Annotated in this window: 27 protein-coding genes and 2 pseudogenes (1 of these 29 cut by a window edge); 21 read left to right on the plus strand and 8 right to left on the minus strand. The window is 60.7% G+C overall.

Annotated features, from left to right (window positions below; translation table 11 throughout):
* Nucleotides 1-123 precede the first annotated feature (123 nt).
* Together ACA057_RS06755 and ACA057_RS06760 are read left to right on the plus strand one after the other, a co-directional pair.
* Nucleotides 124-714 carry a YceI family protein gene (locus ACA057_RS06755; protein WP_497346921.1) on the plus strand — a complete coding sequence of 197 codons (591 nt, stop codon included), beginning with the start codon at nt 124-126 and terminating at the stop codon, nt 712-714.
* A gap of 1 nt (nt 715) precedes the next feature.
* Entirely contained in the window at nt 716-1873 is a 1158-nt protein-coding gene (locus ACA057_RS06760; protein WP_497346923.1) for a phospholipase D-like domain-containing protein, read from the plus strand.
* A gap of 128 nt (nt 1874-2001) precedes the next feature.
* On the opposite strand, the gene bglX is transcribed toward ACA057_RS06760, so the two are convergent.
* Nucleotides 2002-4293 (minus strand): beta-glucosidase BglX, encoded by a 2292-nt coding sequence (gene bglX / locus ACA057_RS06765; protein WP_497346925.1) that lies wholly within the window; start codon nt 4291-4293, stop codon nt 2002-2004.
* 238 nt (nt 4294-4531) lie between these two features.
* On the opposite strand from bglX, the gene ACA057_RS06770 reads away from it, so the two are divergent.
* From ACA057_RS06770 to ACA057_RS06785, 4 genes are all read left to right on the plus strand, one after another.
* Nucleotides 4532-5143: a LemA family protein gene (locus ACA057_RS06770; protein WP_076030017.1), complete on the plus strand. Its 612-nt coding sequence runs from the start codon at nt 4532-4534 to the stop codon at nt 5141-5143.
* Between the two features lie 43 nt (nt 5144-5186).
* Nucleotides 5187-5951 (plus strand): TPM domain-containing protein, encoded by a 765-nt coding sequence (locus tag ACA057_RS06775; RefSeq protein ID WP_497346927.1) that lies wholly within the window; start codon nt 5187-5189, stop codon nt 5949-5951.
* A 40-nt stretch (nt 5952-5991) separates the two neighbouring features.
* Entirely contained in the window at nt 5992-6609 is a 618-nt protein-coding gene (locus ACA057_RS06780) for a TPM domain-containing protein (protein ID WP_059402324.1), read from the plus strand.
* A 143-nt stretch (nt 6610-6752) separates the two neighbouring features.
* Nucleotides 6753-7967, plus strand: a complete 1215-nt coding sequence (locus ACA057_RS06785; protein ID WP_497346929.1) for a class I SAM-dependent methyltransferase — start codon at nt 6753-6755, stop codon at nt 7965-7967.
* A 59-nt stretch (nt 7968-8026) separates the two neighbouring features.
* Here ACA057_RS06785 and ACA057_RS06790 read toward each other — a convergent pair whose 3' ends face one another.
* A complete protein-coding gene (locus ACA057_RS06790) occupies nt 8027-8932 on the minus strand; it encodes a DMT family transporter (protein ID WP_497346931.1) in 906 nt (301 codons plus the stop codon).
* Between the two features lie 269 nt (nt 8933-9201).
* Here ACA057_RS06790 and ACA057_RS06795 point away from each other — a divergent pair, with 269 nt between their 5' ends.
* The 3 genes from ACA057_RS06795 to ACA057_RS06805 all read left to right on the plus strand — a co-directional run bounded on the left by ACA057_RS06795 (nt 9202) and on the right by ACA057_RS06805 (nt 10611).
* Nucleotides 9202-9783 (plus strand): DJ-1/PfpI family protein, encoded by a 582-nt coding sequence (locus ACA057_RS06795; RefSeq protein WP_059402327.1) that lies wholly within the window; start codon nt 9202-9204, stop codon nt 9781-9783.
* Nucleotides 9784-9797: 14 nt separating this feature from the next.
* On the plus strand, nt 9798-10103 hold the full coding sequence (locus ACA057_RS06800; RefSeq protein ID WP_008152951.1) for a ribbon-helix-helix domain-containing protein: 306 nt from the start codon (nt 9798-9800) through the stop codon (nt 10101-10103).
* A 163-nt stretch (nt 10104-10266) separates the two neighbouring features.
* Nucleotides 10267-10611, plus strand: a complete 345-nt coding sequence (locus ACA057_RS06805) for a YegP family protein (RefSeq protein WP_497346934.1) — start codon at nt 10267-10269, stop codon at nt 10609-10611.
* A gap of 142 nt (nt 10612-10753) precedes the next feature.
* Here ACA057_RS06805 and ACA057_RS06810 read toward each other — a convergent pair whose 3' ends face one another.
* Both ACA057_RS06810 and ACA057_RS06815 read right to left on the minus strand, forming a co-directional pair.
* Nucleotides 10754-11641 (minus strand): dihydrodipicolinate synthase family protein, encoded by an 888-nt coding sequence (locus ACA057_RS06810; protein WP_497346936.1) that lies wholly within the window; start codon nt 11639-11641, stop codon nt 10754-10756.
* A gap of 29 nt (nt 11642-11670) precedes the next feature.
* Complete coding sequence (locus ACA057_RS06815; protein ID WP_497346938.1) at nt 11671-12453, minus strand: aldolase; 783 nt, start codon at nt 12451-12453, stop codon at nt 11671-11673.
* Nucleotides 12454-12559: 106 nt separating this feature from the next.
* Between ACA057_RS06815 and ACA057_RS06820 the strand changes: the two genes are divergently transcribed.
* On the plus strand, nt 12560-13102 hold the full coding sequence (locus ACA057_RS06820) for a helix-turn-helix domain-containing protein (RefSeq protein WP_059402332.1): 543 nt from the start codon (nt 12560-12562) through the stop codon (nt 13100-13102).
* Between the two features lie 102 nt (nt 13103-13204).
* Here ACA057_RS06820 and ACA057_RS06825 read toward each other — a convergent pair whose 3' ends face one another.
* A complete protein-coding gene (locus ACA057_RS06825) occupies nt 13205-14224 on the minus strand; it encodes a DUF4917 family protein (protein ID WP_497346940.1) in 1020 nt (339 codons plus the stop codon).
* A 156-nt stretch (nt 14225-14380) separates the two neighbouring features.
* On the opposite strand from ACA057_RS06825, the gene yiaY reads away from it, so the two are divergent.
* From yiaY to ACA057_RS06850, 5 genes are all read left to right on the plus strand, one after another.
* The gene (gene yiaY / locus ACA057_RS06830) at nt 14381-15529 is read left to right on the plus strand and encodes an L-threonine dehydrogenase (protein WP_497346942.1); all 1149 of its coding nucleotides are present in this window, start codon (nt 14381-14383) and stop codon (nt 15527-15529) included.
* 70 nt (nt 15530-15599) lie between these two features.
* Complete coding sequence (locus ACA057_RS06835; RefSeq protein WP_497346944.1) at nt 15600-16508, plus strand: LysR family transcriptional regulator; 909 nt, start codon at nt 15600-15602, stop codon at nt 16506-16508.
* A gap of 166 nt (nt 16509-16674) precedes the next feature.
* Nucleotides 16675-17868, plus strand: coding sequence for a CaiB/BaiF CoA transferase family protein (locus ACA057_RS06840; RefSeq protein WP_497346946.1), 1194 nt, complete (start codon nt 16675-16677; stop codon nt 17866-17868).
* A complete protein-coding gene (locus ACA057_RS06845; RefSeq protein ID WP_497346948.1) occupies nt 17865-18791 on the plus strand; it encodes a hydroxymethylglutaryl-CoA lyase in 927 nt (308 codons plus the stop codon). The genes ACA057_RS06840 and ACA057_RS06845 overlap by 4 nt, the downstream gene beginning before the upstream one ends.
* A 171-nt stretch (nt 18792-18962) precedes the next feature.
* Nucleotides 18963-20294 (plus strand): MFS transporter, encoded by a 1332-nt coding sequence (locus ACA057_RS06850; RefSeq protein ID WP_497346950.1) that lies wholly within the window; start codon nt 18963-18965, stop codon nt 20292-20294.
* A 139-nt stretch (nt 20295-20433) separates the two neighbouring features.
* Here ACA057_RS06850 and ACA057_RS06855 read toward each other — a convergent pair whose 3' ends face one another.
* Nucleotides 20434-20559, minus strand: coding sequence for a hypothetical protein (locus ACA057_RS06855; protein WP_497349832.1), 126 nt, complete (start codon nt 20557-20559; stop codon nt 20434-20436).
* 38 nt (nt 20560-20597) lie between these two features.
* Here ACA057_RS06855 and ACA057_RS06860 point away from each other — a divergent pair.
* The 5 genes and pseudogenes from ACA057_RS06860 to ACA057_RS06880 all read left to right on the plus strand — a co-directional run.
* A pseudogene (locus ACA057_RS06860) lies at nt 20598-20897 on the plus strand (type 2 periplasmic-binding domain-containing protein); the annotation flags it as partial.
* 112 nt (nt 20898-21009) lie between these two features.
* A complete protein-coding gene (locus ACA057_RS06865; protein WP_497346952.1) occupies nt 21010-21648 on the plus strand; it encodes a LysE family translocator in 639 nt (212 codons plus the stop codon).
* A gap of 84 nt (nt 21649-21732) precedes the next feature.
* Nucleotides 21733-23082: a sensor domain-containing protein gene (locus ACA057_RS06870; protein WP_497346954.1), complete on the plus strand. Its 1350-nt coding sequence runs from the start codon at nt 21733-21735 to the stop codon at nt 23080-23082.
* 116 nt (nt 23083-23198) lie between these two features.
* Nucleotides 23199-23357 (plus strand): KGG domain-containing protein, encoded by a 159-nt coding sequence (locus ACA057_RS06875; RefSeq protein WP_401357071.1) that lies wholly within the window; start codon nt 23199-23201, stop codon nt 23355-23357.
* Between the two features lie 74 nt (nt 23358-23431).
* Nucleotides 23432-23935, plus strand: a complete 504-nt coding sequence (locus ACA057_RS06880; RefSeq protein WP_497346957.1) for a DUF4142 domain-containing protein — start codon at nt 23432-23434, stop codon at nt 23933-23935.
* Between the two features lie 45 nt (nt 23936-23980).
* Here ACA057_RS06880 and ACA057_RS06885 read toward each other — a convergent pair whose 3' ends face one another.
* Nucleotides 23981-24391: a low affinity iron permease family protein gene (locus ACA057_RS06885; RefSeq protein WP_497346959.1), complete on the minus strand. Its 411-nt coding sequence runs from the start codon at nt 24389-24391 to the stop codon at nt 23981-23983.
* A gap of 216 nt (nt 24392-24607) precedes the next feature.
* Between ACA057_RS06885 and tam the strand changes: the two genes are divergently transcribed.
* On the plus strand, nt 24608-25378 hold the full coding sequence (tam, locus tag ACA057_RS06890) for a trans-aconitate 2-methyltransferase (protein ID WP_497346961.1): 771 nt from the start codon (nt 24608-24610) through the stop codon (nt 25376-25378).
* 291 nt (nt 25379-25669) lie between these two features.
* Here the strand turns inward: tam and ACA057_RS06895 are convergent.
* A pseudogene (locus ACA057_RS06895) lies at nt 25670-25853 on the minus strand (SAM-dependent methyltransferase); its annotated part runs 110 nt beyond the window's last position; the annotation flags it as partial.

The following is a 25853-nucleotide window of genomic DNA, read 5'->3' on the forward strand; positions in this document are numbered from 1 at the left end:
GGTTGTTCAGACAGATCGAGGTCGCTGATTTTACGACTGCGCAGGCTTCGCCAGCTGCTACAGGTTTGCAATTGGTTCGCGGGCGGTTAAGGTTCGTGCAGGTTTATCTGCCCCCGAGTCTTTATGTTCAACCGCTTCCTCTTAAAAGCCCTCGCCGTCCTGCTGCTGGCCGGCGCCTCGCTGTCGGCACAGGCCAATTGGTACCTCGACGGCGAGTCTTCGCGGCTGTCGTTCATCAGCACCAAAAACGCCAACATCTCCGAAGTGCAGCGCTTTCTGGTGCTGCATGGCAAGGTCAGCCCCAAAGGACTGGCCGAGGTCGAAGTCGAAATGGAATCGGTGAACAGCGGCATCCCGCTGCGTGACGAACGCATGCGCAAGGAGTTGTTCGACATCCAGACCTTCCCCGAAGCGCTGATTACCGCGCAAATCGATCTGCGCCCGATCAACGACCTCGCGCCCGGCGCACAACTTGAATTGCGCTTGCCGGTGACCGTCAACCTCCACGGTAAAACACACGAATACAACGCCGAACTGCTGGCAACCCGTCTCGATGATCGACGCTTTCAGGTGGTGACCCTGGAACCTCTGGTGATCAACGCCGAAGACTTCGACCTGGCACCCGGTCTGGAAAGCTTGCGCAAGGTCGCCGGTTTGTCGGCCATCAGTCTGTCGGTACCGGTGGGCGCGGTACTGATTTTCACGGCGCGCTGACATGGCCGGTGCCATTTTTCCCTGGCGTGAAGGCAACCACTTCGAACTGCTGATCGACGGCCCGCAGTTCTTCCCGCGCATGTTGGTAGCAATTGCCCGCGCCGAAGAGCAGGTCGAGCTGGAGCTGTATCTGGTGGAGGCGGGCGCCTGCGCCGAGGCCATGGTTCAGGCGTTGGTCCAGGCCGCCGAGCGCGGTGTGCGCGTGCGCTGCCTGTTCGATGATTACGGCAGCCTGGCGTTCACCCTGACCTTGCGCCAGCGCTTGATGGCGGCGGGTGTGGAACTGCGTTTCTACAATCGTTTGAGCTGGCGGCGCTGGGTCGGCAACTTCTATCGCGATCACCGCAAGCTGTTGCTGGTGGATCAGAGCCTGGCCGTGGTCGGTGGAACCGGCGTCACCGATGAGTTCTGGACGCCCGGCGAAGACACCAGCGAATGGCATGAAGTGATGGTGGAAATCACTGGCCCCTTGGTCATCGACTGGCAGTTGCTGTTCGATCGGCAATGGATCGCCAACCGCCATCGGCGCGCCTGGAAACCCGCTGCGCATTTCGGTTTGCCGCGCCTGCCGCGAGTGCCGTCCATGGGCGAGGGCATGGGCCGGGTCGCCTACGCCGACGCCCGCCAGCACCGCGACATTCTGCAATCGCTGGTGCGCGCGTTGAACAGTGGTCAGCAGCGGATCTGGCTGGCGACGCCGTATTTCCTGCCAACCTGGAAAGTCCGCCGCTCACTGCGCCGGGCCGCCGCCCGAGGCGTCGACGTGCGCCTGCTGCTGACCGGGCCGCGCACCGATCATCCGTCGGTGCGCTACGCCGGGCATCGCTACTACCCGCGACTGCTCAAGGCCGGGGTGAAAATCTTCGAATACCAGCCGTGTTTCCTGCACCTGAAAATGGTCCTGGTCGATGACTGGGTGAGCATCGGCTCGTGCAACTTCGATCACTGGAATTTGCGTTTCAACCTGGAAGCCAACCTTGAAGCGCTGGACCCCGGGTTGACGCTGGCAGTGGCGGCGAGTTTCGAGAAAGACTTTGCCCTGAGCCAGGAAGTCAGCCTGGAGGCATGGCTACGCCGGCCGCTGTGGCGGCGGATCAAGCAACGGGTGTGGGGATGGGTGGATCGGCTGGTGGTGAATATTCTGGATCGACGCGGATAGTCGTCGCACCGAAAACCACTGTGGGAGCGGGCTTGCCCGCGATGGCGGCATAACAGGCAACATAGGTGTTGGCTGTTATGGCCTCATCGCGGGCAAGCCCGCTCCCACAGATTTTTGTGGCGTATGGACTAAAGCAATTCAAAGCTCTGCTGCGTCACGTCCTGGGAATCCAGGCCGATCTGCACGTTGAACTTGCCCGGCTCCGCCGCGTACTTGAGCTGGGCGTTAAAGAACTTCAGGTCGTCTTCAGTGATGGTGAAGTGCACGACTTTCTGCTCACCCGCCTTCAGCGTGATTTTCTGGAAGTTCTTCAGTTCCTTGACCGGGCGAATCATCGAGCCGGTCACGTCCTGAATGTACAGCTGCACCACGGCTTCGCCGTCACGCTTGCCGGTGTTTTTCAGCATGACGCTGGCGTCGAGCTTGCCGGTCTTGTTCAGCGTGGTCGACGACAGCGCCATGTCGGTCAGGCTGAAATCGGTGTAGCTCAAACCGAAGCCAAACGGGAACAGCGGGCCGGTGGTGTCATCGAAATACTGCGAGGTGTAGTTGCCCGGTTTGCCCGGCGTGAACGGCCGGCCAATGCTCAGGTGGTTGTAGTAGGTCGGAATCTGGCCCACAGAACGCGGGAACGTGATCGGCAGTTTGCCCGACGGGTTGTAGTCGCCGAACAGCACGTCGGCGATGGCGTTGCCGCCTTCGGTGCCGCTGAACCAGGTTTCCAGAATCGCATCAGCCTGATCCTTCTCTTCGAGAATCGACAGCGGACGGCCGTTCATCAACACCAGTACCAGCGGTTTGCCGGTGGCTTTCAGGGCGCGGATCAGTGCTCGCTGGTTTTCCGGAATGTTCAGGTCGGTGCGGCTCGACGATTCGTGGGACATGCCACGGGACTCGCCAACAGCGGCCACGACCACGTCGGCATCCTTGGCGGCTTTCACCGCTTCGTCGATCAACACGTCCGCCGGGCGCGGATCATCCACCACTTCCGGCGCATCGAAGTTGAGGAAATTCAAGTAATCGAGGACTTTCTTGTCGCTGGTGATGTTGGCGCCACGGGCGTAGATCAGCGTCGCTTTGTCTGCCACCGCAGCGTTCATGCCGTCGAACAGCGTCACCGATTGCGCGGGTTTGCCGGCAGCGGCCCAGCTGCCCATCATGTCGATCGGCGCCTTGGCCAGCGGGCCGACCAGGGCGATTTTCGCGGTTTTCTTCAGCGGCAGGGTGTCGCCCTGGTTCTTCAGCAACACCATGCTGCGGCGCGCCACGTCACGGGCCTCGGCGCGGTGCAGGCGGTTTTCGGCGTAGGTGTCGGCCGGGTCATCTTCAGCCTTGCCGATACGCAGGTACGGGTCCTTGAACAGGCCCATGTCGTACTTGGCGGCAAGCACTTCGCGCACGGCGTTGTCGATGTCTTTCTGTTCGATTTCGCCGGCCTTCAACAGCCCCGGCAGCTCTTTGCCGTAGAGGGTGTCGTTCATGCTCATATCGATGCCGGCCTTGATTGCCAGCTTCGCCGCTTCACGACCGTCAGCCGCGACGCCATGCTTGATCAGCTCGAAAATCGCCCCGTGGTCGCTGACCGCCAGGCCCTTGAAGCCCCATTCCTTGCGCAGCAGGTCGTTCATCAGCCAGGTGTTGGCGGTGGCCGGCACGCCGTTGATCGAGTTCAGCGCAACCATCACCCCGCCAGCGCCAGCGTCGATCGCTGCACGGTACGGTGGCAGATAGTCCTGGTACATCTTGACCGGGCTCATGTCGACGACGTTGTAGTCGCGACCGCCCTCGACCGCGCCGTACAAGGCAAAGTGCTTGACGCTGGCCATGATGCTGTCGGCCGCGTTCGCGCCGGTGCCCTGGAAGGCCTTGACCATCACGCCGGCAATCCGCGACACCAGGTAAGTGTCTTCACCGAAGCCTTCGGACGTGCGGCCCCAACGTGGGTCGCGGGAGATGTCGACCATCGGCGCGAAGGTGATGTCGAGGCTGTCTGCCGCGGCTTCCTTGGCGGCAATGCGCCCGGACAGGCCGATGGCGTCCATGTCCCAGCTCGACGCCAGGGCGATCGGGATCGGGAAAATCGTGCGGTGGCCGTGGATCACGTCATAGGCGAAGAACATCGGGATCTTCAACCGGCTGCGCATGGCCGCGTCCTGCATCGGACGGTTTTCCGGGCGAGTGATCGAGTTGAACGTGCCGCCGATGTTGCCGGCCGCGATTTCCTTGCGGATCAGCTCCCGAGGCATTTCCGGGCCGATGCTGATCAGACGCAACTGGCCGATTTTTTCATCGAGGGTCATTTGCTTCATCAGGTTGCTGATGAAGGCGTCCTTGTTTTCCAGAGGTGCGGGCGTCGTGGCGGCCAATACGGTAGGACTGGCCAGGCTGACGAACAAGCCCAGCAAACACAGCTTCTTCATGAATAGTTTTCTCAAAAGCCTAAGCGGCAGTGAATACGCGCCGGTCAGCCAAAATTTAGGGAGCGACTATTGTTGTTCAGGTAAATGCAGCACACTTCTGACGTGTCTTTTGCGCTGGGGCATCTTTTAGCCCATTGGCTCGATGCAATCCAGTGGTGGCGGCAGATTATGCCCCAAGAGCCCGGTCAGAAGGTCACCAGTTGTTTTTCAACGGAATGTACAAGGGAGCGTCAGCCAGATGAACGTACGACACCACTATCGGTCGAGCCTGCAAGTCGCAGCCTTGATGCTACTGACCACATTGCTGGCCGGCTGCGGCATCAACACGATCCCGACGCTGGACGAACAGGCCAAGGCCGCCTGGGGCCAGGTGCAGAACCAGTACCAGCGCCGCGCCGACCTGATCCCCAATCTGGTGGAAACGGTCAAAGGCTACGCCCAGCATGAGCAAGAAACCCTGACCGCGGTGATCGAAGCCCGGGCCAAGGCGACTTCGATCCAGGTCGATGCCAGCACCCTGGACAATCCAGAGAAGCTCAAACAGTTCCAGCAGGCGCAGGATCAACTGACCGGTGCCTTGAGCCGTTTGATGGTGGTGTCCGAGCGCTATCCAGACCTCAAGGCCAACCAGAATTTCCTCGCGTTGCAATCGCAACTGGAAGGCACCGAGAACCGCATCGCCGTGGCGCGTCGCGACTTCATCCTCGCCGTGCAGAAATACAACACCGAACTTCGTACCTTCCCCGGTCGCCTGTGGCACACCGTGATGTACAGCGATTTGCCGATCCGAGAAACCTTCGAGGCCACCAGCCCTGATGCGGAAAAAGCGCCTCAAGTGAAGTTCCAGTAGGCGTCGGAATGGGTTCCAAGCATCACCACGGATGAGGTTGCCAATGCGCGTGTTGAAAGTGGGCCTGGTGCTGTTGCTCTGGGTCTTTGCCCTGACGGCCCAGGCCGAGTTGAAGTTTCCGGAGCTGACCGGGCGGGTGGTCGATAACGCCCAGATGATCGAGCCGGCGGTGCGCGAGCAGCTGACGCAACAGCTCCAGGCCCATGAAAAAGCCACCGGCGAGCAGTTGGTGGTGGTCACGTTGCCGGACTTGCAAGGCACCGACATCGCCGACTTCGGTTATCAATTGGGGCGCCACTGGGGCATCGGCCAGAAGGACAAGAACAACGGCGCACTGCTGATCGTCGCGCGCGATGATCGCAAATTGCGCATCGAAGTCGGTTATGGCCTGGAGGATCGCCTGACCGATGCGCAGAGCTCGGTGATCATCAATCAGGTGATCACGCCGGCATTCAAGAGCGGAAATTTCAGCAAGGGCATCAGCGACGGGGTCGCGGCGATGCTGGTGGTGCTGGGCGGTAATCCACTGGATGAGCCGTCCACGGTGTACGACTCCGGGAGCAATCAGGAAAGTGACTTCCTCTCACGGCATCCGGGGATCTTCGTGTTTCTGGTGATGCTGTTTATCCTGACGATTTTCGTCTGCCAGATGCTCGGGATCCTGCCCAGCGGTGGCGGCAGTGGCCGAGGCGGTTCGAGCGGTGGATTCGGCGGCGGAGGGTTTGGTGGCGGCGGCGGAGGCGGGGGCGGGGGCTTCAGCGGCGGCGGGGGCAGTTTCGGGGGCGGCGGTTCGTCAGGCGGCTGGTGACACTGCCAGTAATAACAATAGCGAGCAGGCATTCATACACATGGCATTACTGACTGAACACGAACAACGCAAAGTCGCCGAGGCAATTGCCCGGGTCGAGCGCGACACCGACGCCGAACTGGTGACGGTGCTGGCGGCGCGCGCCGACGACTATGCGTACATCCCGCTGCTCTGGGCCAGTCTGCTGGCGCTGGTGGTGCCGGGTGTCGTGCATTACCTGACAGGTTGGCTGACCATGCACAGCCTGCTGCTGGTGCAATGGATCACGTTCATCGTGCTGTGCCTGGTATTCCGGATTCCCAAAGTCACCACGCGCCTGATCCCGCGTTCGGTGCGGCATTGGCGCGCCTCGAACCTGGCGCGCCGGCAGTTCCTGGAGCAGAACCTGCACCACACGGTGGGCAGCACCGGGATGCTGATTTTCGTCTCCGAGGCCGAACGTTACGTGGAAATTCTGGTGGATGAGGGGATTTCCAAGCGGCTGGATAACAAAAACTGGGACGCGATCGTCGCGGCGTTTACGCAGCAGGTGAAGCAAGGGCAGACGTTGCAGGGGTTTGTCACCTGCGTCGAGGCGTGCGGCGAATTGCTCAAGGTGCATGTGCCGGTGACGCACGTGCGCAACGAGTTGCCGAATCGGTTGGTGGTGTTGGGCTGAAGTAGTAGGTGTGCCCATTCTCTGTAGCAGCAGGCTTCGCCAGCGGCTACAGTGCCGTTCGGGAAATTACCCGTGCCCTCGCACGCCATCCCCCCTAAAATACCCGCCATTCCCGATCCGCACCGCCCGAGGCCGCTTTTTCCATGTCCGTCACCGCCACTCCCGCCAGCCTCGCGCCGGATCACCACGCGCAGTTCATCGACCTGCTGCAATCGAGCCTCGAGCAAAGCGCCTTCATCAAACTGGTGCTGGCCAAGTACGTCGGCACCGAGACGGACTTGCAGCGGCTGATCATCAAGCAACTGACGGTCAAGGATCAGCCTTGCCTGTCCTTCGTCTACCGCTACAAGACCCGCGACATCACCAAGAACCTGGCACTCGCCGAGGGCGTTGCGACCATCGCCGCGTTGCTGCCGGCGTCGTTCAAAAATGCGCATTTACTCTCGCTGACTGATGAAGCCCAGCTCGAATACAGCAAAAAGGGCAAGTCTTCGCTGTTCAAGAGCAAACCTCAGCAATTGCGCGAGGTGCCGTCCGCCGAGCACAACCGCGAGAAAAACCGCTTCCTCGACCTGAGTCGGCCGTTTCTCGCCGACCTCGGCGTGACGAACAGCAAGCACGAACTGATCCCGGCGATGTCGCGCAAGTGGAAGCAGATCAACAAGTTCATCGAAGTCTTCAGCCATGCGCTGACCACCTCGCCGCTGGCGCTGGACAAGCCGGTACGGGTGGCGGACTTCGGTTCGGGCAAGGGTTACCTGACGTTCGCGATCCACGACTACCTGCGCAACACCTTGAACGCCGAAGGCGAGGTGACGGGCGTCGAGTTGCGCGAAGAAATGGTCAACTTGTGCAACGCCGCGGCGGCGAAGCTTGAGCACCCTGGGCTGGTGTTCAAGTGCGGTGACGTGCGCAGCGTCGCACCGAGCGAGCTGGACGTGATGATCGCGCTGCATGCCTGCGACATCGCCACCGACTATGCGATTCACACCGGCATTCGCTCCGGCGCCTCGATCATCATGTGCTCGCCGTGCTGCCACAAGCAGATCCGCCTGCAAATCCAGAGCCCGGCGCTGCTCAAGCCGATGCTGCAATACGGCCTGCATTTGGGCCAGCAGGCGGAAATGGTCACCGACAGTTTGCGCGCGCTGTTCCTTGAAGCGTGCGGCTACGAGACCAAGGTTTTCGAGTTCATCTCACTGGACCACACCAACAAGAACAAGATGATCCTGGCGGTCAAACGCGCCGAGCCGGTGGACCCGGCCCAGCTGTTGGTGAAGATTCAGGAGTTGAAGGATTTCTACCACATCAGCGAACATTGCCTGGAAACATTGCTCCGGGCTGATGGCCTCCTCTAAACCTGTGGGAGCGAGCCTGCTCGCGAAGGCGGCTTAACAGTCAGCATTAATGTTGATGGTTATGGCCCCTTCGCGAGCAGGCTCGCTCCCACATGGGACTTTACCGCCGTCTTGCGCCCCAGCATCACCGTCACGATCACCCCGGCGGCAAACAGCCAGGTGATCGGCTCGATGTGTTCCCCGAAGAACAACGCCGAAAACGCAATCGTGAAGAAGATCTGCAGCAATTGGATCTGACTGACCCGCGCAATCCCGCCCATCGCCAACCCGGCGTACCAGGCGAAAAACCCGATGAACTGCGAAAACAGCGAGACGTAACCGAACGCCCACCAGGTCTTGGCCGAAATTTCGCCCTGATGTTGCAGCGCCAGGTACACCACCGGCCCGATCAGCAGCGGCGTCGACAGCACCAGCGCCCAGCAGATCACCTGCCAGCCACCCATCTCCTTGGCCAACCGGCCACCTTCGGCATAACCAAGCCCGCCCACGGCAATCGCCCCGAGCATCAGCAAGTCGCCGGCCTGAATACTGCCGGCCCCGCTGATCAGCGCATAACCGAGCACCAACCCACTGCCCAGCGCGGCGCAGGCCCAGAAGGCTTTCGACGGTCGCTCATGTGACAGCCACGCGGCATACAGCGCCACGCACAGCGGTTGCAGGCCGTTGACCAGCGCACCGTGGGACGCCGGCAAGGTTTGCATGGCCCAGGCCGAGAGCACCGGGAAACCGAGGATCACCCCGGCAATCACCAGCGTCAGGCCTTTGACCTGTTTCCAGGTCGGCCACTTTTCCCGGCGCCACAGCAACAGCAACGCCGCCGGCACCGCCGCGAACAGCGCACGGCCCAAACCGTTGAGCAGCGGATGGAGTTCCTGCACGACGATTCGTGTGAAGGGCAGGGTGAGGCTGAAGATCACAACGCCGAGCAGGCCCAGGGCCATGCCGGTGTTTTCGCGCGAGGACATGATGGCAACCAGAATCGAGGGTGGCGGGAAGAGCCCTCATCTAGCCATAAACCGGGGTTGATGCTCTGTTACAGCTAGGCGCAGAGTTATCCGTACAGTTTGAAGGCCCCTTCGCGGGCAAGCCTCGCTCCTACAGGGATCACGCCAAATCTGTAGGAGCGAGGCTTGCCCGCGAAGAACGATAACGCCGTAGTAGCAGGTTATTACCCACCCCTCTGGATAAGGTCTACCTTGAATACTCCTACGTATTTCCCAGAGGAGTCCTCCCCATGGCTGCCAAGAAAATTCTGATGCTGGTCGGCGATTACGTCGAAGACTACGAAGTAATGGTGCCGTTTCAGGCGCTGCTGATGGTCGGTCACACGGTGCACGCGGTGTGCCCGGACAAAACCGCCGGCCAGACCGTGCGCACGGCGATCCACGACTTCGAAGGCGACCAGACCTACAGCGAAAAACCCGGCCATTTGTTTGCCCTCAACTTCGACTTTGCCAAGGTCGCTGAGACCGACTACGACGCGCTGCTGATCCCTGGCGGTCGTGCGCCGGAATACCTGCGCCTGAACGAAAAAGTCCTGGAACTGGTACGCGCCTTCGACAAGGCCGGCAAACCGATCGCCGCCGTGTGTCACGGTGCGCAATTGCTGGCGGCGGCAGGCGTTCTCGAAGGTCGCGAGTGCAGCGCGTACCCGGCCTGTGCCCCGGAAGTGCGCTTGGCCGGCGGTACGTTCATCGATATCCCGGTGACGGAAGGTCACGTACAAGGCAATCTGGCCACGGCGCCGGCATGGCCGGCGCACCCGAGCTGGCTGGCCGGTTTCCTTGGGTTGCTGGGCACCAAAATCACGCTGTAACGAGGGACCTGTCCATGTGCGAGCTCTACGTCAAAGCCGATCCGATTCTCTACGAGTCGCGCTCCCGCTCGCTGCGCATCTGCGGGGTGGTGACCACCCTGCGCCTGGAAAATCAGTTCTGGGACATCCTCAGCGAAATCGCCGAGGTCGACGGCATGACCACCAACCAGTTGATTGCCAAGCTGTATGAAGAGGTGATGGACTACCGCGGCGAAGTGGTGAATTTTGCCTCGTTTTTGCGGGTGAGTTGCACGCGGTATTTGAGTCAGCGGCGGGTGCAGGCGCCGGAGTTGTCGGTGGTGCGGGCGGCGGTGAAGTAGCTCCACCTTATCGACCCCATCGCGAGCAGGCTCGCTCCCACAGGGAAATGCATTCCAATGTGGGAGCGAGCCTGCTCGCGATGGCGGCGGTACAGGCGACAAAAATCCGGGCCTGGTCTTTACTCTGAAGCGCGAAACCTCTCAATCGCCAAGGAGAACGAGCATGTCCGGATGGTACGAAGTGAGCAAAAGCAGCAGTGGCCAGTTCAGGTTTGTGCTGAAAGCCGCCAACGCCGAAACCATTCTGACCAGCGAGCTGTACACCACCCGCGCCGCTGCCGACAAAGGCATCGCATCGGTTCAGTCCAACAGCCCGCTGGATGAACGCTACGAGAAGAAGACCACCAAGGATGGTCATCCGTACTTCAACCTCAAGGCCGGTAACCACGAGATCATCGGCAGCAGCGAGTCTTACTCCTCGGCTACCGCCATGGACAAAGGCATCGCCAGTGTCAAAGCCAACGGGCCGACCACCGTGATCAAGGACAAGACCCTGCCGGTGCTTTGAACACACCTTTAAACCCAATACACATCCATTGTGGGAGCTAGCCTGCTAGCGATGGCTGCTTAACATTCGACGAAGATGTTGAATGTCAGGCCGCTATCGCTAGCAGGCTAGCTCCCACATTGGTTTTTTGTGAACTTCGAGATCAGCGCAAGGCTTTCAACAAGTCTAGCAACTGGCTGATCCCGGCCTCACCCAGTGGAAACACCGGCAACCGTGGATCGCCAACTTCCAGTCCCGTAGCACGCAAGCCCGCCTTGATCGTCGCCGGCAAGCCACCCTTGAGGATGAAGTCCAGCAGCGGCAATTGGCGATAAAACAGCTCGCGTGCTTTGCTCAAATCATTGGCCAATACCGCTTCATACAAGTCGAGGTTGAGCTGCGGAATCAGGTTCGGCGCCGCCGTGCACCAACCTTTCGCCCCCGCCGCAAAAGCTTCCAGCGCCAGCGGGTTGCAGCCGTTGTAGAACGGCACCCGGCCTTCGCCCAGCCGTTGCAATTGATGCATGCGCTGGATGTCGCCGGTGCTTTCCTTGACCATCGTCACGTTGTCCACGGCGTTGAAGATCCGCAGGATAAGGTCCACCGACATGTCGGTGCCGCTGGTGGCCGGGTTGTTATAGAGCATGATCGGCACGCCGATGCTGTCACCGATGGCGCGGTAGTGGGCGAGGATTTCCGCTTCGCTGAGTTTCCAGTAGGACGTCGGCAGCACCATCACCGCATCGGCGCCATGGGCTTCGGCGAAACGTGCGCGGCGCACGGCTTTGGCGGTGGTCAGGTCGGACACGCTGACGATGGTCGGCACGCGTTTGGCCACGTGTTTGAGGCTGAACTCGCTGACCTGGTCCCACTCCGCGTCGCTCAGGTAAGCGCCTTCGCCGGTGCTGCCCAGCGGTGCAATCGAGTGCACGCCGCTGTCGATCAGGCGGTCGATGGAACGCCCGAGCGCGTCGAGGTCAACGCCTTCGCCATTGGCGGTGAACGGGGTGATGGTGTAGCCGATGATGCCGTGAATGGTTGGGGTCGACATGGCGACGCTCCTCTTGAAAATGAGTGGGTTCAGTTCAGGCAATCGGCGTGTTGACGCAGGTTCTGCCGAGCGTAGTAGTTGAAGGCGGCGGCGTGGCGCTTGGGTCTGGAAATCCAGTCATGCGCTTCACGTCCAAGTTCGGGCAAGATCGGCTTGATCGTCCCGGCACTCATCGCCAGCAGTTGCAGCCTGGCGGCGCGCTCGATCAGTTGCGCAATGACACACGCCTCTTCGATGGTGGTGCCGGTGGACAATTGGCCGTGGTGCGAAAGCAGGATCGCCCGTTTGTCGCCCAGCGCGCCGGCAATCAGTTCGCCTTCCTCATTGCCCACCGGCACGCCTGGCCAGCCTTCGAGAAACGCACAGTCGTCGTAGAGTGGGCAGAGGTCCATGTGGGAAATCTGCAGCGGCACTTCAAGCATCGACAGCGCCGCAACGTGGGTCGGGTGCGTGTGAATGATGCAGTTCACGTCCGGTCGGGCGCGGTACACCCAGCTGTGAAAGCGGTTGGCCGGGTTGGGCATGCCGTGGCCTTCCAGCACTTCAAGGTCTTCGTTGACCAACAACAGATTGCTGGCGCTGATTTCATCGAAACCCAGGCCCAGTTGCTGAGTGTAGTAGGTGCCGGGTTGCGGGCCGCGGGCGGTGATTTGCCCGGCCAAGCCGGAGTCGTGACCGTTCTCGAACAGAATACGGCAGGTCAGGGCCAGCTTTTGCCGGTCGGTCCACGTATTATCCGCCAGGGTATTTTGCATCTGTGTCAGCGCTTGCTTGACCAGTTGCTCTTTGGGTAGTGCTAAGGTCTTGGCCATATCGGTGTCCTTTGGGTCAGTGTAAATGACACAAGCGAGACTATATGACACAAGGTGTCATTAGCAAGGACACATCGTCGCCTCCTTGATGGATTAATCGCTCTACATGTCTATCCGTTTGAAATTACTGAGAAAAAAACTCGGCGTGACGCTGGAGGCCTTGGCCGAGAAGTCCGGCATGACCAAGAGTTACTTGTCGAAAGTCGAGCGCGGGCTGAATACGCCGTCGATCGCGGCTGCCCTGAAACTGGCGAAGGCGTTGAACGTGAAGGTCGAGGAGCTGTTCTCCGAAGACAACGTCAGCCTCGACAGCTACAGCCTGGTGCGCAGCGATGAGCGTCAGTCCCTGGCCGCCAATGACCAGAGCCCCGGTTACGCGGTGCTGGCGCATCAGGTCAGCGAGCGCAGCTTGCTGCCGTTCATCATTTACCCGCCGAGCGAGTTCGTCGACAAAGCCTTCAAGGAACACGTGGGGGAGGAGTTTCTGTTCGTCCACGAGGGCCAGGTGGAAGTGGACTTCATGAACGAGCGCGTGTTGCTCAATCGTGGGGATGCGCTGCATTTCAATGCGCAGAAACCACACCGGATTCGCTCAGTGGGCGAGGTGCAGGCGCAGTTGCTGGTGGTGGTGCATAGCGCCGAGGAATGAGTCGACTGGCCTGACGCCATCGCGAGCAGGCTCGCTCCCACATTGGAATGCATTTCCCTGTGGGAGCGAGCCTGCTCGCGATGGCGTGAGCCGCGTCGCCGCCTAAACCTCGACCGGCACCGTCAGTTTTGGGCTCCCCAACACATGCGTCTTCGAATCAAAAAACCGCAACTCAACCCCCGTCCCCTCAAACACCTTCGCGTAATGCCGCTTCTGATGCTGGATGAACGCTTTGCTGCGCGGGTAAATCGACACCGCCACCACCTTCGGTTTCGCCTGCCGCAAGGCATGGACGATGTGGCTGTCCTGCTCACCCAGGGCATGACCAAAAATGCACAACCCCTCGCCATGCCCCAATAGCTGGTCATAGCAGAACGACAGGTAATCCGAACTGCGAATGGTCTTGAGCTTGTCCTGGGCCGGGCCTTCGTTGACGAACAGCGGCACATCATCCAGCGTCTTGATCGTATTGTTGATGGCGAAACTGCCGAGCAACGTGCCCTCGGTCGACATCAATTTACGCGCCGTGCCGTCCTGATTGCGCACCAGATGCAGGCCGCCGTGCAGGTACAGCAAACGGGGTTTATCGGTCGCCGTGGCGCTCAAGTCAAAACCCGGCTCGGCGCCCTGGAACAGATCGGTGACGACGTCTGGTGTGTGCTGAGTCGCCCAGTAGTTGAGCAAGTCGTAGTTGGTGGTGAACACCGTCCGATAGCGGCCCAGTTCCTGATTGATCGTCGCCAGGGTCGAAGGCACCACCAGTCGCCACGGGATGTGCACGGCATGCACGGTGTTGATCAGCGCTTCCTTGATCGCGTAGTAGCGATTGCGCGGTGCGGCGGAGCTGACGGCCAGGGCCTTGTTGACGCGGCTGGTGGTTTTCAGTGCGCTGAGCACCTGCTCGAAGCTGCGCGTCTGCATCGCGTCGAACACGCTCAGTTCGGACTGGCTCATCGGCTTTTCTTCGACGGTGCGCGCGTTTTCGAACAGCGAGTCGTAGCCGAAATCGTCCCACACCGCGCGACTGGCGCCGTTGCCCAGCAGCAGGCCGCTGAACGAAGCGCTGGTGCGCAAGGCGTCCCAGTCTTCAAGTTGGGCATCGACATCCTGGAAATCGGTCATTGCGTTCATCGTCTCAAAGCAAGGGGTCTGATGGGCGGCGACTTTATCACGACCCAGACTTGAGCCAGATCAAGTTACTGCGCAAGCGATGGGTCGATCCTGTGGGTACCCGCTGGATCGGCACTGCCGGTTCGGCCTCAGCCAGGAGATTCGCTCATGAGCAGCACGTTTTTCATCCCCGCCGTAAACATCATGGGCAACGGTTGCCTCGACGAAGCCATGGACGCCATCCGCCAGTACGGTTTTCGCAAGGCGCTGATCGTCACCGACGCCGGGCTGGCCAAGGCGGGCGTAGCGACAATGATTGCCGAGAAGCTGGCGTTGCAGGACATCGACTCGGTGATCTTCGACGGCGCCAAGCCGAACCCGACCACCGCCAACGTCGAGAACGGCCTGGGCCTGCTCAAGGAAACCCGCTGTGATTTCGTCGTGTCCCTGGGCGGCGGCTCGCCCCATGACTGCGCCAAAGGCATCGCCTTGTGCGCGACCAACGGCGGGCAGATCCGCGACTACGAAGGCGTCGATCAATCCAGCAAACCGCAGCTGCCGCTGATTGCGATCAACACCACCGCCGGCACGGCCAGCGAGATGACCCGTTTCTGCATCATCACCGACGAAATCCGTCATGTGAAAATGGCCATTGTCGACCGCAACGTCACGCCGCTGCTGTCGGTCAACGACCCGGCGCTGATGGTCGGCATGCCGAAAAGCCTGACCGCCGCCACGGGCATGGACGCACTGACCCACGCCATCGAAGCCTACGTGTCCACCGCCGCCAATCCGATCACCGACGCCTGCGCCCTCAAGGCGATCACCTTGATCAGCAATAACCTGCGCCTGGCCGTGCGCGACGGCAGCGATATGGCGGCACGGGAAAACATGGCGTACGCACAGTTTCTGGCGGGCATGGCGTTCAACAACGCGTCCCTGGGGTATGTGCATGCCATGGCCCACCAATTGGGCGGTTTTTACGACCTGCCCCACGGTGTGTGCAACGCGGTGCTGCTGCCCCACGTACAAAGCTTCAACGCGCTGGTCTGCGCTGATCGCCTGACTGATGTCGCCGTCGCAATGGGTGTCGAAGCGCGCGGGGGCAGTCCGGAAGAGGGCGCGCGGGCGGCCATTGTGGCCATCCGCAGCTTGTCAAGGGACGTGGACATTCCCGCCGGTTTGCGCGCACTCGGCGCCAAGCTCAATGACATCCCGATGCTTGCCGCCAACGCCTTGAAAGATGCCTGTGGCCTGACCAATCCGCGAGTGGCGGATCAACGGCAGATCGAGGAGATTTTCCGCAGCGCGTTTTGACGGTGACACGGTTCGGGCGCAAAGGACGTTATGCTGCGACTTCGTCCGAGCCGACATCATCGAGTCCCTGATGCTGCAAAAAAGCCTGATCCGCCGCCTCGACCTGATCACCCTTCAGCTGTTCGTCGCCGTCCACGAAGAAGGCACGCTGACCCGTGCCGCCGCGCGCGAAGCCATCGCCGTGTCGGCGGCCAGCAAGCGCTTGATGGAACTGGAAGAAGCGCTGGGCATCAGCCTGTTCGTGCGTCAGGCCAAAGGCATGACGCTGACGCCGGCCGGTGAAACCCTGTTGCACCATGCCCGGCAGATGCTCTTCAACGTCGAGAAAATGGGCCTGGAACTGGGCGAACACAGCCACGGTATTCGCGGCTATGTGCGGATGCTCGCCAACCTGTCGGCGATCATTCAGTTTCTGCCCGAAGACCTGCGGGGCTTTTCCGAGCGTCATCCCCAAGTCAAGACCGACCTTGAAGAACGCCCCAGCAGCGGGGTGATTCAGGGTGTGCTCGATGGCGTGGCCGACCTCGGGATCTGCTCCAGCGACAGCGACGTCAAAGGGCTGCACAGCGTGCTGTATCGGCAGGACAAACTGGTGGTGTTGATGCTGCCCGATCATCCGTTGGCCCGTCGTTCCAGCCTGGCGTTTGCCGATACGCTGGACAGCGATTACGTCGGTTTGCATGCGGCCAGCTCGATCAACATGCGAACCCACGCGGCGGCGCGCAAGGCCGGCAAGGTGCTGCGGTTGCGCATTCATGTGCCGGGGTTTGATGCCATGTGCCGGATGGTCCAGGCCAACATGGGCATCGGGATTTTGCCGCAAAAGGCCTATGAACTGTTTGGCCGGGCGTTGGGGTTGCACGCGGTGCCGTTGACGGATGACTGGTCGGATCGGGCGCTGGTGTTGGTGGTGCGCGATGAAGCGGCGTTGTCGCCGGTGAGCCGGATGTTGTTTGAGCAGTTGCGGGGTCAGGTTTGACAGTTCGGTTGGCTGGGCTTGCCCGCGAAGACTGACCTGAGGTCGCGGCCATTCCAAGGCAGCGTTCGCGTTTCACGAACGCCCGTTGCCAACTGAAGGTTGGATTCCCGGCCCTTCGCTCCTCTAGCCTTGGCGCATATTCCAAGAACAACAGAGGTACCCCGCGATGACTGCCCCCCTGAGTGCAATCAAGGTAATCGAGATCGGCACGCTGATCGCCGCGCCGTTTGCCGCGCGCATGCTTGCCGAGTTCGGCGCCGAGGTGATCAAGATCGAAGCCATGGGCCAGGGCGATCCCCTGCGCAAATGGCGCAAGCTGCACGAGGGCACCTCGCTGTGGTGGTACCTGCAATCGCGCAACAAGAAGTCGTTGGCGCTGAACCTGAAATCCCCTGAAGGCATCGAACTGGTCAAGCAACTGGCGACCAGCGCCGATGTGTTGATCGAAAACCTGCGCCCCGGTGCCCTGGAAAAACTCGGCCTGGGCTGGGACGTGTTGCACGCCCTCAACCCCAACCTGACCCTGGTACGCATTTCCGGTTACGGCCAGACCGGCCCGTACCGCGATCGTCCGGGCTTCGGCGCCATTGGCGAGGCCATGGGCGGGATCCGCTACACCACCGGCACGCCCGGTTCGCCGCCGGCACGCGTCGGGGTCAGCCTTGGTGATTCCCTGGCGTCGCTGCACGCGGTGATCGGTGCCTTGATGTCGCTGCTGCGGGTCAAGACCGGGCAGGGCGGCGGGCAAGTGGTCGATGTGTCGCTGGCCGAAAGCGTGTTCAACGTCATGGAAAGCCTGGTGCCGGAATACGACATGCAGGGCCACATTCGCGAACGCAGCGGCGGCGCTCTGCCGGGCATCGCGCCGTCCAATACCTACCTGACCGCCGATGGCGCCTACGTGGTGATCGCCGGCAACAGCGACCCGATCTACAAGCGCTTGATGGAAACCATCGGTCGCCGTGATCTGGCTGACGCACCGGAATTTGCCCACAACGACGGTCGTGCCTTGAAAAGCAATGTGCTCGACGCGGCGATCACTCACTGGACCAGCAGCCTGCCGATCGACGACGTGCTGTCGGCCCTGGAAGCCGCCGAAGTCCCGGCCGGGCGCATCTATTCGGTGGCCGACATCGTCGCCGATCCGCATTACCAGGCGCGGGACATGTTGCTCAGCGCCGACCTGCCTGGCGGGGCCACGGTCAAGATGCCGGGCATCGTGCCGAAACTCTCCGAAACCCCCGGTGGCGTGAACTGGTCGGGACCGACGTTGGGCCAGCACACCGACGGCATTCTCGCCGGGCTCGGGCTGACGGATTCGGACATTGAACGGCTGAAAACTGCAGGGGTGGTGCAATGATCACTGATTTTTCCCAGGCCCTGATCGTTCAGGAAGTTTCGCCTCGGGACGGTTTGCAGATCGAGCCGACCTGGGTTGAAACCGTCGACAAGATTGCGCTGATCGATCAACTGTCGTTGGCCGGTTTCAGCCGCATCGAAGCGGGGTCGTTTGTGTCGCCCAAGGCTATTCCGGCGTTGCGCGATGGTGAGTCGGTATTCAAGGGCATCACCCGCCAACCGGGGGTGATCTACGTCGCGTTGATCCCCAACCTGAAAGGCGCGCAACGAGCGCTGGCGACCCGGGCCGATGAGCTGAACCTGGTGATGTCCGCCAGCCAGACGCACAACATGGCCAACATGCGCATGCGTTGCGAAGACTCGCTGGCCGCATTCGGTGAGATCGTGCACTACGTCGGCGGCACGCAGGTGCGCCTCAACGGTAGCATCGCCACCACTTTCGGTTGCCCGTTCGAAGGCAAGATCGATGAGGACCGCGTGCTGCAGATTGTCGAGGCGTATCAGGAACTCGGCCTTCAGGGCATCACCCTGGCTGACACCACCGGCATGGCCAATCCTCGGCAGGTTGATCGACTGGTACGGCGGGTGTTGCAGCGGGTTTCGCCAGCTGATTTGACCCTGCATTTCCACAACACCCGCGGCCTCGGTTTGTGCAACGTGCTGGCTGCCTATGAGGCCGGTGCCCGACGCTTCGACGCGGCACTGGGTGGCCTCGGCGGTTGCCCGTTTGCACCGGGTGCCTCGGGCAATATCTGCACCGAAGACCTGGTGAACCTGTGCGATGAAATCGGCATTCCGACCGGCATCGATCTGCCGCTGTTGCTGAAGTTGTCCCGAGGATTGCCGGCGCTGCTGGGCCACGAAGTGCCCGGTCAACTGGCCAAGGCCGGACGCAATTGCGACCTGCACCCCAGCCCGTCCTGACACACCGACTACCCCTGTAGGAGCTGGCTTGCCAGCGAAGAGGCCAGCCCATCCAACATCAATGTGGACTGAGCCACCGCTTCGCCAGCAAGCCGGCTCCTACAAAAAACACAACGAACCAGACAACAAAAACAATCGGACACCCAAGGGAAGTCCGCCTGGAGAAACTTCATGAGCCTGAATGTACTGGAGGCGGGTGCGAACCCGTCCGTTAGCCACGACGAAGAAAAAGCCCTGGTCAGCAAGGTCGCCTGGCGCCTGATGCCGCTGATCATGGTCTGCTACCTGTTCGCCTTTTTCGACCGCATCAACATCAGCTTCGCCAAGTTCCAGCTGCAGACTGACCTGAGCCTGAGTGACACCGCTTACGGCCTCGGTGCCGGGTTGTTCGTGGTCGGTTACGTGATCTTCGAAGTACCGAGCAACATGATGCTGTACAAGGTCGGCGCACGGCGCTGGATCGCACGGATCATGATGTCGTGGGGCCTGGCCACCGCCGCCATGGTCTTCGTCAACAGCGAATGGCAGTTCTACGCGCTGCGCTTCGTGATCGGTGCGATGGAGGCCGGTTTCGCCCCAGGTGTGCTGTATTACCTGACGCTGTGGTTCCCGCAGCACTATCGCGGGCGCATCACCTCGATGCTGTTCCTGTCCTCGGCGTTTGCCGGGCTGGTCGGCGCACCGTTCTCAGGTCTGGTGCTGCAACACCTTGACGGCTTTATGGATATGCGCGGCTGGCACTGGCTGTTCCTGCTTGGCGGCGTGCCGTGCATCGGCCTCGGCTTGCTGGTGCTGACGTTGCTCAAGGACCGCATCGAAGACGCCCATTGGCTGACGCCGTCGGAGAAAACCTTGCTGGCCAGCCGTATCGCCCATCATGAACCGCACAAGAGTGGCGGCTCGTTGCTCGCCGCGCTGCGCATCCCGGGTTTCCTGACCCTCGGGCTGATCTACTTCCTGATTCAGGTGGCGTCCTACGGCTTGAATTTCTGGGCCCCGCAATTGATCCGCAGCGCTGGCACCGAAAGCCCGGTGATGATCGGTTTGCTGACGGCGATCCCGTACATTTGCGGCGCCATCAGCATGGTGGTGATCGGGCGGTTGTCCGACTCGACTGGCGAGCGACGCAAGTTTGTCGCCGGTTTGGTTGCGGTGGGCGCGGTAGGGTTCTTCTGTGCGGGGATCTTCGCTAATCACACGACCTTCCTGATCGTCGCCCTGGGCCTGCTGGGTGCCGGGATCATCGCGTCGATCCCGAGCTTCTGGACCTTGCCGCCGAAATTGCTGGCCGGTGCCGGGGCGGGTGCTGCGGGCGGGATCGCGGTGATCAACACCCTAGGCCAGTTCGGCGGCATCGTCAGCCCGGTCATGGTCGGGCGAATCAAGGACCTGACCGGCAGCACCACACCGGCGTTGTATGTCATTGGTATCTGCGCGCTGATCGCCGTAGCCCTGCTGCTGTGGGGACTGCCGCAGAAGCTGCGCACGCTCGACAAGTTCTGAAACCAGCGGTGCTGTACAGGCCGCCTTCGCGAGCAGGCTCGCTCCCACACTTGATCTGTGCCACGCCGCCAATCACCTGTGGGAGCGAGCCTGCTCGCGAAGACGGCCTGACAGTCACCACCTCACCGTCAGTTATCGCTCAACCCGCCGTCACCAAGCCCTTCGTTGGCGCAGCACTGAACTGAATCATCACCACGCCCGCCACCAGCAACAAAGCCCCAACTCCCCGCGACACAGTCATCGGCCGCTCGACCAAGCCAAACATCCTGAAATGATGCCGTATCAACGACGCCACCACTTGCCCGGCTCAGCGGCACCCCGGAAATCGAGCGCGCCCTGACCACACTGCGCGAACGCCGCCGCGTGGCGATCAGCCTGCCGCACTGGAGCGTCGCCCCGGAACTCATCAGCGGCACGGACCTGATCCTCACCGTCGCTTCGCGAGGCGTGCGCGATATAGATGAGCGCTCGCTGATCGTCGTGCAGCCGCCGTTTCACATTCCTTCTTTTACGTTTGTGCTGGTTTGGCACAAGCGGCGGGGCGGGGATCAGGCGTTGAACGGGTTGAGCAGTGAAATCGAGCGCGTCTCGGCTGCCTTGTAGGAACTGCCGCAGGCTGCGATGTTTTCAGACTCCATCGACGATCAGTAACTCTACCCACGAAGACCTGATATAGACTTGCGTCCATTCACCCAGTAGTTCATCAGGATTTCCCATGACCCCATCGCTGCTAATGGCCGTTCTCGCCTCGGGCTTTATCTACGGCATCACGCCGGGGCCGGGGGTATTGGCGGTGTTTGGCATCGGCGCGGCGCGTGGTCGGCGGGCGGGGGCGGGATTTTTGTGCGGGCATTTGCTGGGTGACGTGGTCTGGTGCAGCACCGCGCTGATCGCGATTGTCGGTGCGCGGGAAATTGGTAGCACTGCGTTTGATGTGCTGGGCGTGATCAGCGGGCTGTATCTGTTCTGGCTTGGCTTGCGCGCGATTCGCGCTCGTCGCAGCAGCGCCGAAACGCCTCAAGGCCCGGCGCGGCAGCCGTTCTGGCACGGCATCCTGTTCGGCCTGACCAATCCGAAGGCGTACCCGGTGGCGGTGGCGACGTTCACCGCGTTGCTCTCCAGCCGCGCGGAATTGCTGCATTGGTCGATGCTGCCGTGGCTGATCGTCTTGAGCTTCGTCGGCGGCCTCATGGCCTACGCTATCCTCATCGGCATTGTCGGGGCACGTCAGGTGCGCACGTTGTATCAGCGTCATGAGCTGGCAATCACCCGGTTGTGCGGGGTGATGTTCATCGGTTTTGCCATCAACGCCCTGGTGCACGCATTGCCGGGGTTGGTGACGAACAAGGCTTGAGGCTGATCGCAGGATGCGTCGGTTGTACTGAACGGTCAGGGAGGGTTATTTATTGCTGCATTGTCCGGACACGCTCACCGCACTATGGCAACCAGAAATTCCGCGCCGTTGGCGAGTTACATCGATCTTTTGCTGGACGCCGTCTGTGCGGTCGACAAACAAGGCCGCTTCGTCTTTGTCAGCGCGGCCTGCGAGCGCATTTTCGGCTACACCCCCGACGAGCTGATCGGCCAGCCGATGATCGACCTGGTGCACCCCGCCGATCGTCAGCGCACCCTCGACGCCGCGCGGGAAATCATGGGCGGCGACCCCAAACTCAACTTCGAAAACCGTTACCTGCGCAAAGATGGGCGTGTGGTAAACATCCTCTGGTCGGCACGCTGGTCGGAGGTTGACCAGTTGCGCATCGCCGTCGCTCGCGACATCACCGAACGCAAGCAGGCCGAGTCGCGGCAGGCGGCGTTGTATGCGATCTCCGAAGCCGCGCATGCTGCGGAAGATTTGCTGGCGCTGTTCAAGCGCATCCATTTGATCATCGGTGAATGGCTGCCCGCGCTGAATTTCTCCGTCGCGCTGTATGACGAACACTGCGCGCAGCTTAATTTTCCCTATCACGTCGACGACCATGAGTTGCGGCCCGAGGCGCCCGGGACCATTACCGGGCGGCTTTGCGCCGAAGTGATTCGCAGCCGCCAGCCGATTCTGCTGACCCCGGACCAACACGACCTTCCGGCGGGGTTTGAAACGCTGGTCGCGGGCCAGCATTCACCTTGCTGGCTCGGTGTACCGTTAAATTCGCAAAACGGCACCATCGGTGCGCTGATCGTCAAAAGCGTGCCGGGCGGCGAGCGCTACACCGAGCAGGACAAGGAACTGTTGCAGTACGTTTGCGCCCAGGTCGCCACGGCGATCGAACGCAAGCAACTGCATACCCGCCTGCAGCACATGGCCCAGTACGACCAACTGACGCAATTGCCCAACCGCGAGCTGCTGCGTGACCGGCTCAAGGCCTCGCTGACGTTGGCGCGGGCGGATTCCGGGCGCATGGCGCTGTTGTACGTCGACCTCGACCGCTTCAAAGAAGTCAACGACACCCACGGCCATGCGGTCGGCGACATGCTGCTGCAAGCGGTCGCCAATCGGCTCAAGGGCTGCGTGCGCGAAACCGACACCGTGGCGCGTATTGGCGGTGACGAATTTGTGGTGTTGTTGCACAGCATCCGCGCGGCGGAAGATGCCGACAGCGTTGCGGGCAAAATCCTTCAAGTCCTGGCCCAGCCACTGCGATTGGACGGGCACAGCCTGAACATCCATCCGAGTATCGGCATCGCCAATTACCCCGAGCACGGCACCGAAGAAAAGCAGCTTTTCCGGCATGCCGATGAAGCGATGTACAGCGCAAAACGCCAGCATCATCTGCGACTCGGCGTGTAAAAAACCTCCACCGTTCGTCGCTGGGATTTCAATTTTTCTAAACCTTTGCAGGGATCGAAATTCTGATTCTATGCGGGCTCCTGCTCGCCGCGATCATCACCAAGAGGTAGAGAATCATGCCTAACTCAAGAAACTCGAACTCGGGAAACTTCGGCAACGATCGAACGAAGGCGTCTGAAGCCGGTCGCAAAGGTGGGAAAACTACTACCACGACTGTCGATAAAGACCCTGCCAAACCCGATATGGGCCGCAAAGGTGGCCAGAAATCCAAGTAGTGGTGAAGGTAGTTTTGATTGAGAGGCGGGAGCGAAAGCTCCCGTTTGAATTTTATTTCGAGGAGGGCGCGACCATGAGCCGGATGGCCACCCGATTACACAATGCCAGTTTCGCCACGTTACTGGGCCTGTGCGCCAGCAGTGCCTTTGCCCAGTCACCCGCCGAATTCATCAATGATGCATCGGCCAAAGGCATGGCCGACATCGAAGCCAGTCGTCTGGCGCACCAGAAAACCGAATCCAAAGAGGTCAAGGACTACACGATCGTCGTCATTAACGATCGCACCACCGCCAACCAGCACTTGGCGAAAATTGCCAAGCAACTCGATTTGCCGGTGGCCCCGCGCGAAGAGGTGGTCGACAAGGCCAAGGCCTTGATGCCGGAAGTGATGGACGGCGCGTCTTTCGATCAGGCCTACGCCGCCAGTCAGGTCAAAACCACTCAGGAAGCCATCGATCAGCTTCAGCGTGAAGCGCAGACCACCGATGTACCGGAAATCAAAGCGTTCGCCGAAGAAACCCTGCCCAAGCTGCAAAACCATCTGCAAATGGCCAGGGCGCTGCAAGCCAGTCGCTAGCTATTGGAGTGCGTGGGTGACGTTGGGTCACCCGCGCATCCCCCATCAGCATTGATTCAGGCCCGAATCCTTTTTTTCCTCGACGACGGTCCCGTCGAGGGAAATCGTTTGACCCTCGCCAAGTTGCCGATACTGCTTCCTCAGCGCCTCCAACTGCTTGAGGTCCAGCGCTTCGAGCCCAAGCATCGCGTTTTGCGCCTCTTTTGTTACCCGCAGCAACTCATCGACCTTCAAATGCAAAATGTCCGTGTCGCGGTTCTGGGTGTTCTGGATCAGGAACACCATCAGAAACGTGATGATGGTGGTCGAGGTATTGATGATCAGCTGCCACGTGTCGTTGAAGTCGAAAATCGGCCCACTCAGCCCCCACAGGAAAATCAGAATAATCGCCCCCATGAACGTCTTGGGGCTGCCGGCCCATAGGGCGAGTTTCTGTGCGATTTTTGCGAATTTCATTGCCGTGTTCCTTGTAGGGATGCGCCTGATTTTGTGACAGCGCCGGCAGGCTGAAAATTCTGATTAAAAGTGGGTGGCCAGTGAAAAACCTGGCTTCGGCAGCTGCTATGGACCGTGATACATGTCTGGTAGCAATCTTCAGGGGAGGGCAGATCGGCATTGGCGCGGTATTCTTTTGGTCCGTTGTTGAACAGAACGCACCGACAGGAGAACGCAATGAGTTGGTCCGCCAAACAATACGTCGCTTTTGAAGATGAACGCACCCGCCCGGCCCGTGACTTGCTGGCGGCCATCCCCGGCACGGACGTGCGCTCGGCCGTCGACATCGGTTGCGGCCCCGGCAACTCGACCGAGTTGCTGGTGGAACGCTTTGCAGATGCCACGGTGCGGGGGCTGGACAGTTCGGCTGATATGATCGAGGCCGCGCGTAAACGTCTGCCGCAGGTGCGGTTCGATATCGCTGACATCGATGCCTGGAATGACAGCGGCCCGTTCGATGTGATTTTCGCCAACGCGGTGTTGCAGTGGGTGCCGGGTCACGCTGCGTTGCTGCCTTCGCTGGTCAATAAACTGGCACCGGGCGGAAGCCTGGCGATCCAGATGCCCGACAACCTCAACGAACACTCGCACCGCTTGATGCGCGAAGTCGCGGCGCAAGGGCCATGGGCCGACAAGCTGTCAGGCGCCGCCGGGCAGCGCACGGAAATGGCCGACGCCAGCGGCTATTACTCGATGCTCAAACCTCACTGCACCCGTGTCGATGTGTGGCGCACCACTTATCATCATCCACTCGCGGACGGTGCTTCGGGGGTCGTCGAGTGGTTCAAGGGCAGCGGTTTGCGGCCGTTCCTCGATCCACTGGATGAGGCGGAGCGGGCAGAGTATCTGAAGCTGTATAAGGCAGCCATCGAGCAGGCTTATCCGGCGCTGGCGGATGGTTCGGTGTTGTTACCGTTTCCGCGGTTGTTTTTGGTAGCGACGCGCTGATGCAAAAAAGGGACAGATGCGTTATCTGTCCCTTTTCCTTGAGCCACTGAGAACATCACTGCGGCTTACCTTTCTTTGAGCGCCTGGCACTCAAGTATTCAAAAGCAAATGAAGCAAAGCCGAACAACCCGATCATTGAAACGATCATGATTCCCAACTCTGAACTGTCCATGGTGATCTCGGTGCTAAGGGTGAGCCGGGAGAATAAGGCATCTATTTCCGGGCGAAACGCCTTGCTACGGCTTCTTTACTGGGCCACGAGGATCTTTACGCAAAATGTACGGGCGGCCTTTAACGTTGCACTCCAACCAGCATCATCATGAGTCGTTCCCGTTCTTCGGCCAGCGCCGGTTGCGTCGCGACCTCTGCATCGGTTGGGCCCCATTCATTGATGTGCTGGAGGGTGAATCCCGCCGCGATCAACGTATTAAGTAACGTGCCCACGGTTCGGTGCTGCTTGATCACACCTTCCGCC

The sequence above is a fragment of the Pseudomonas sp. LBUM1661 genome (assembly GCF_059695925.1).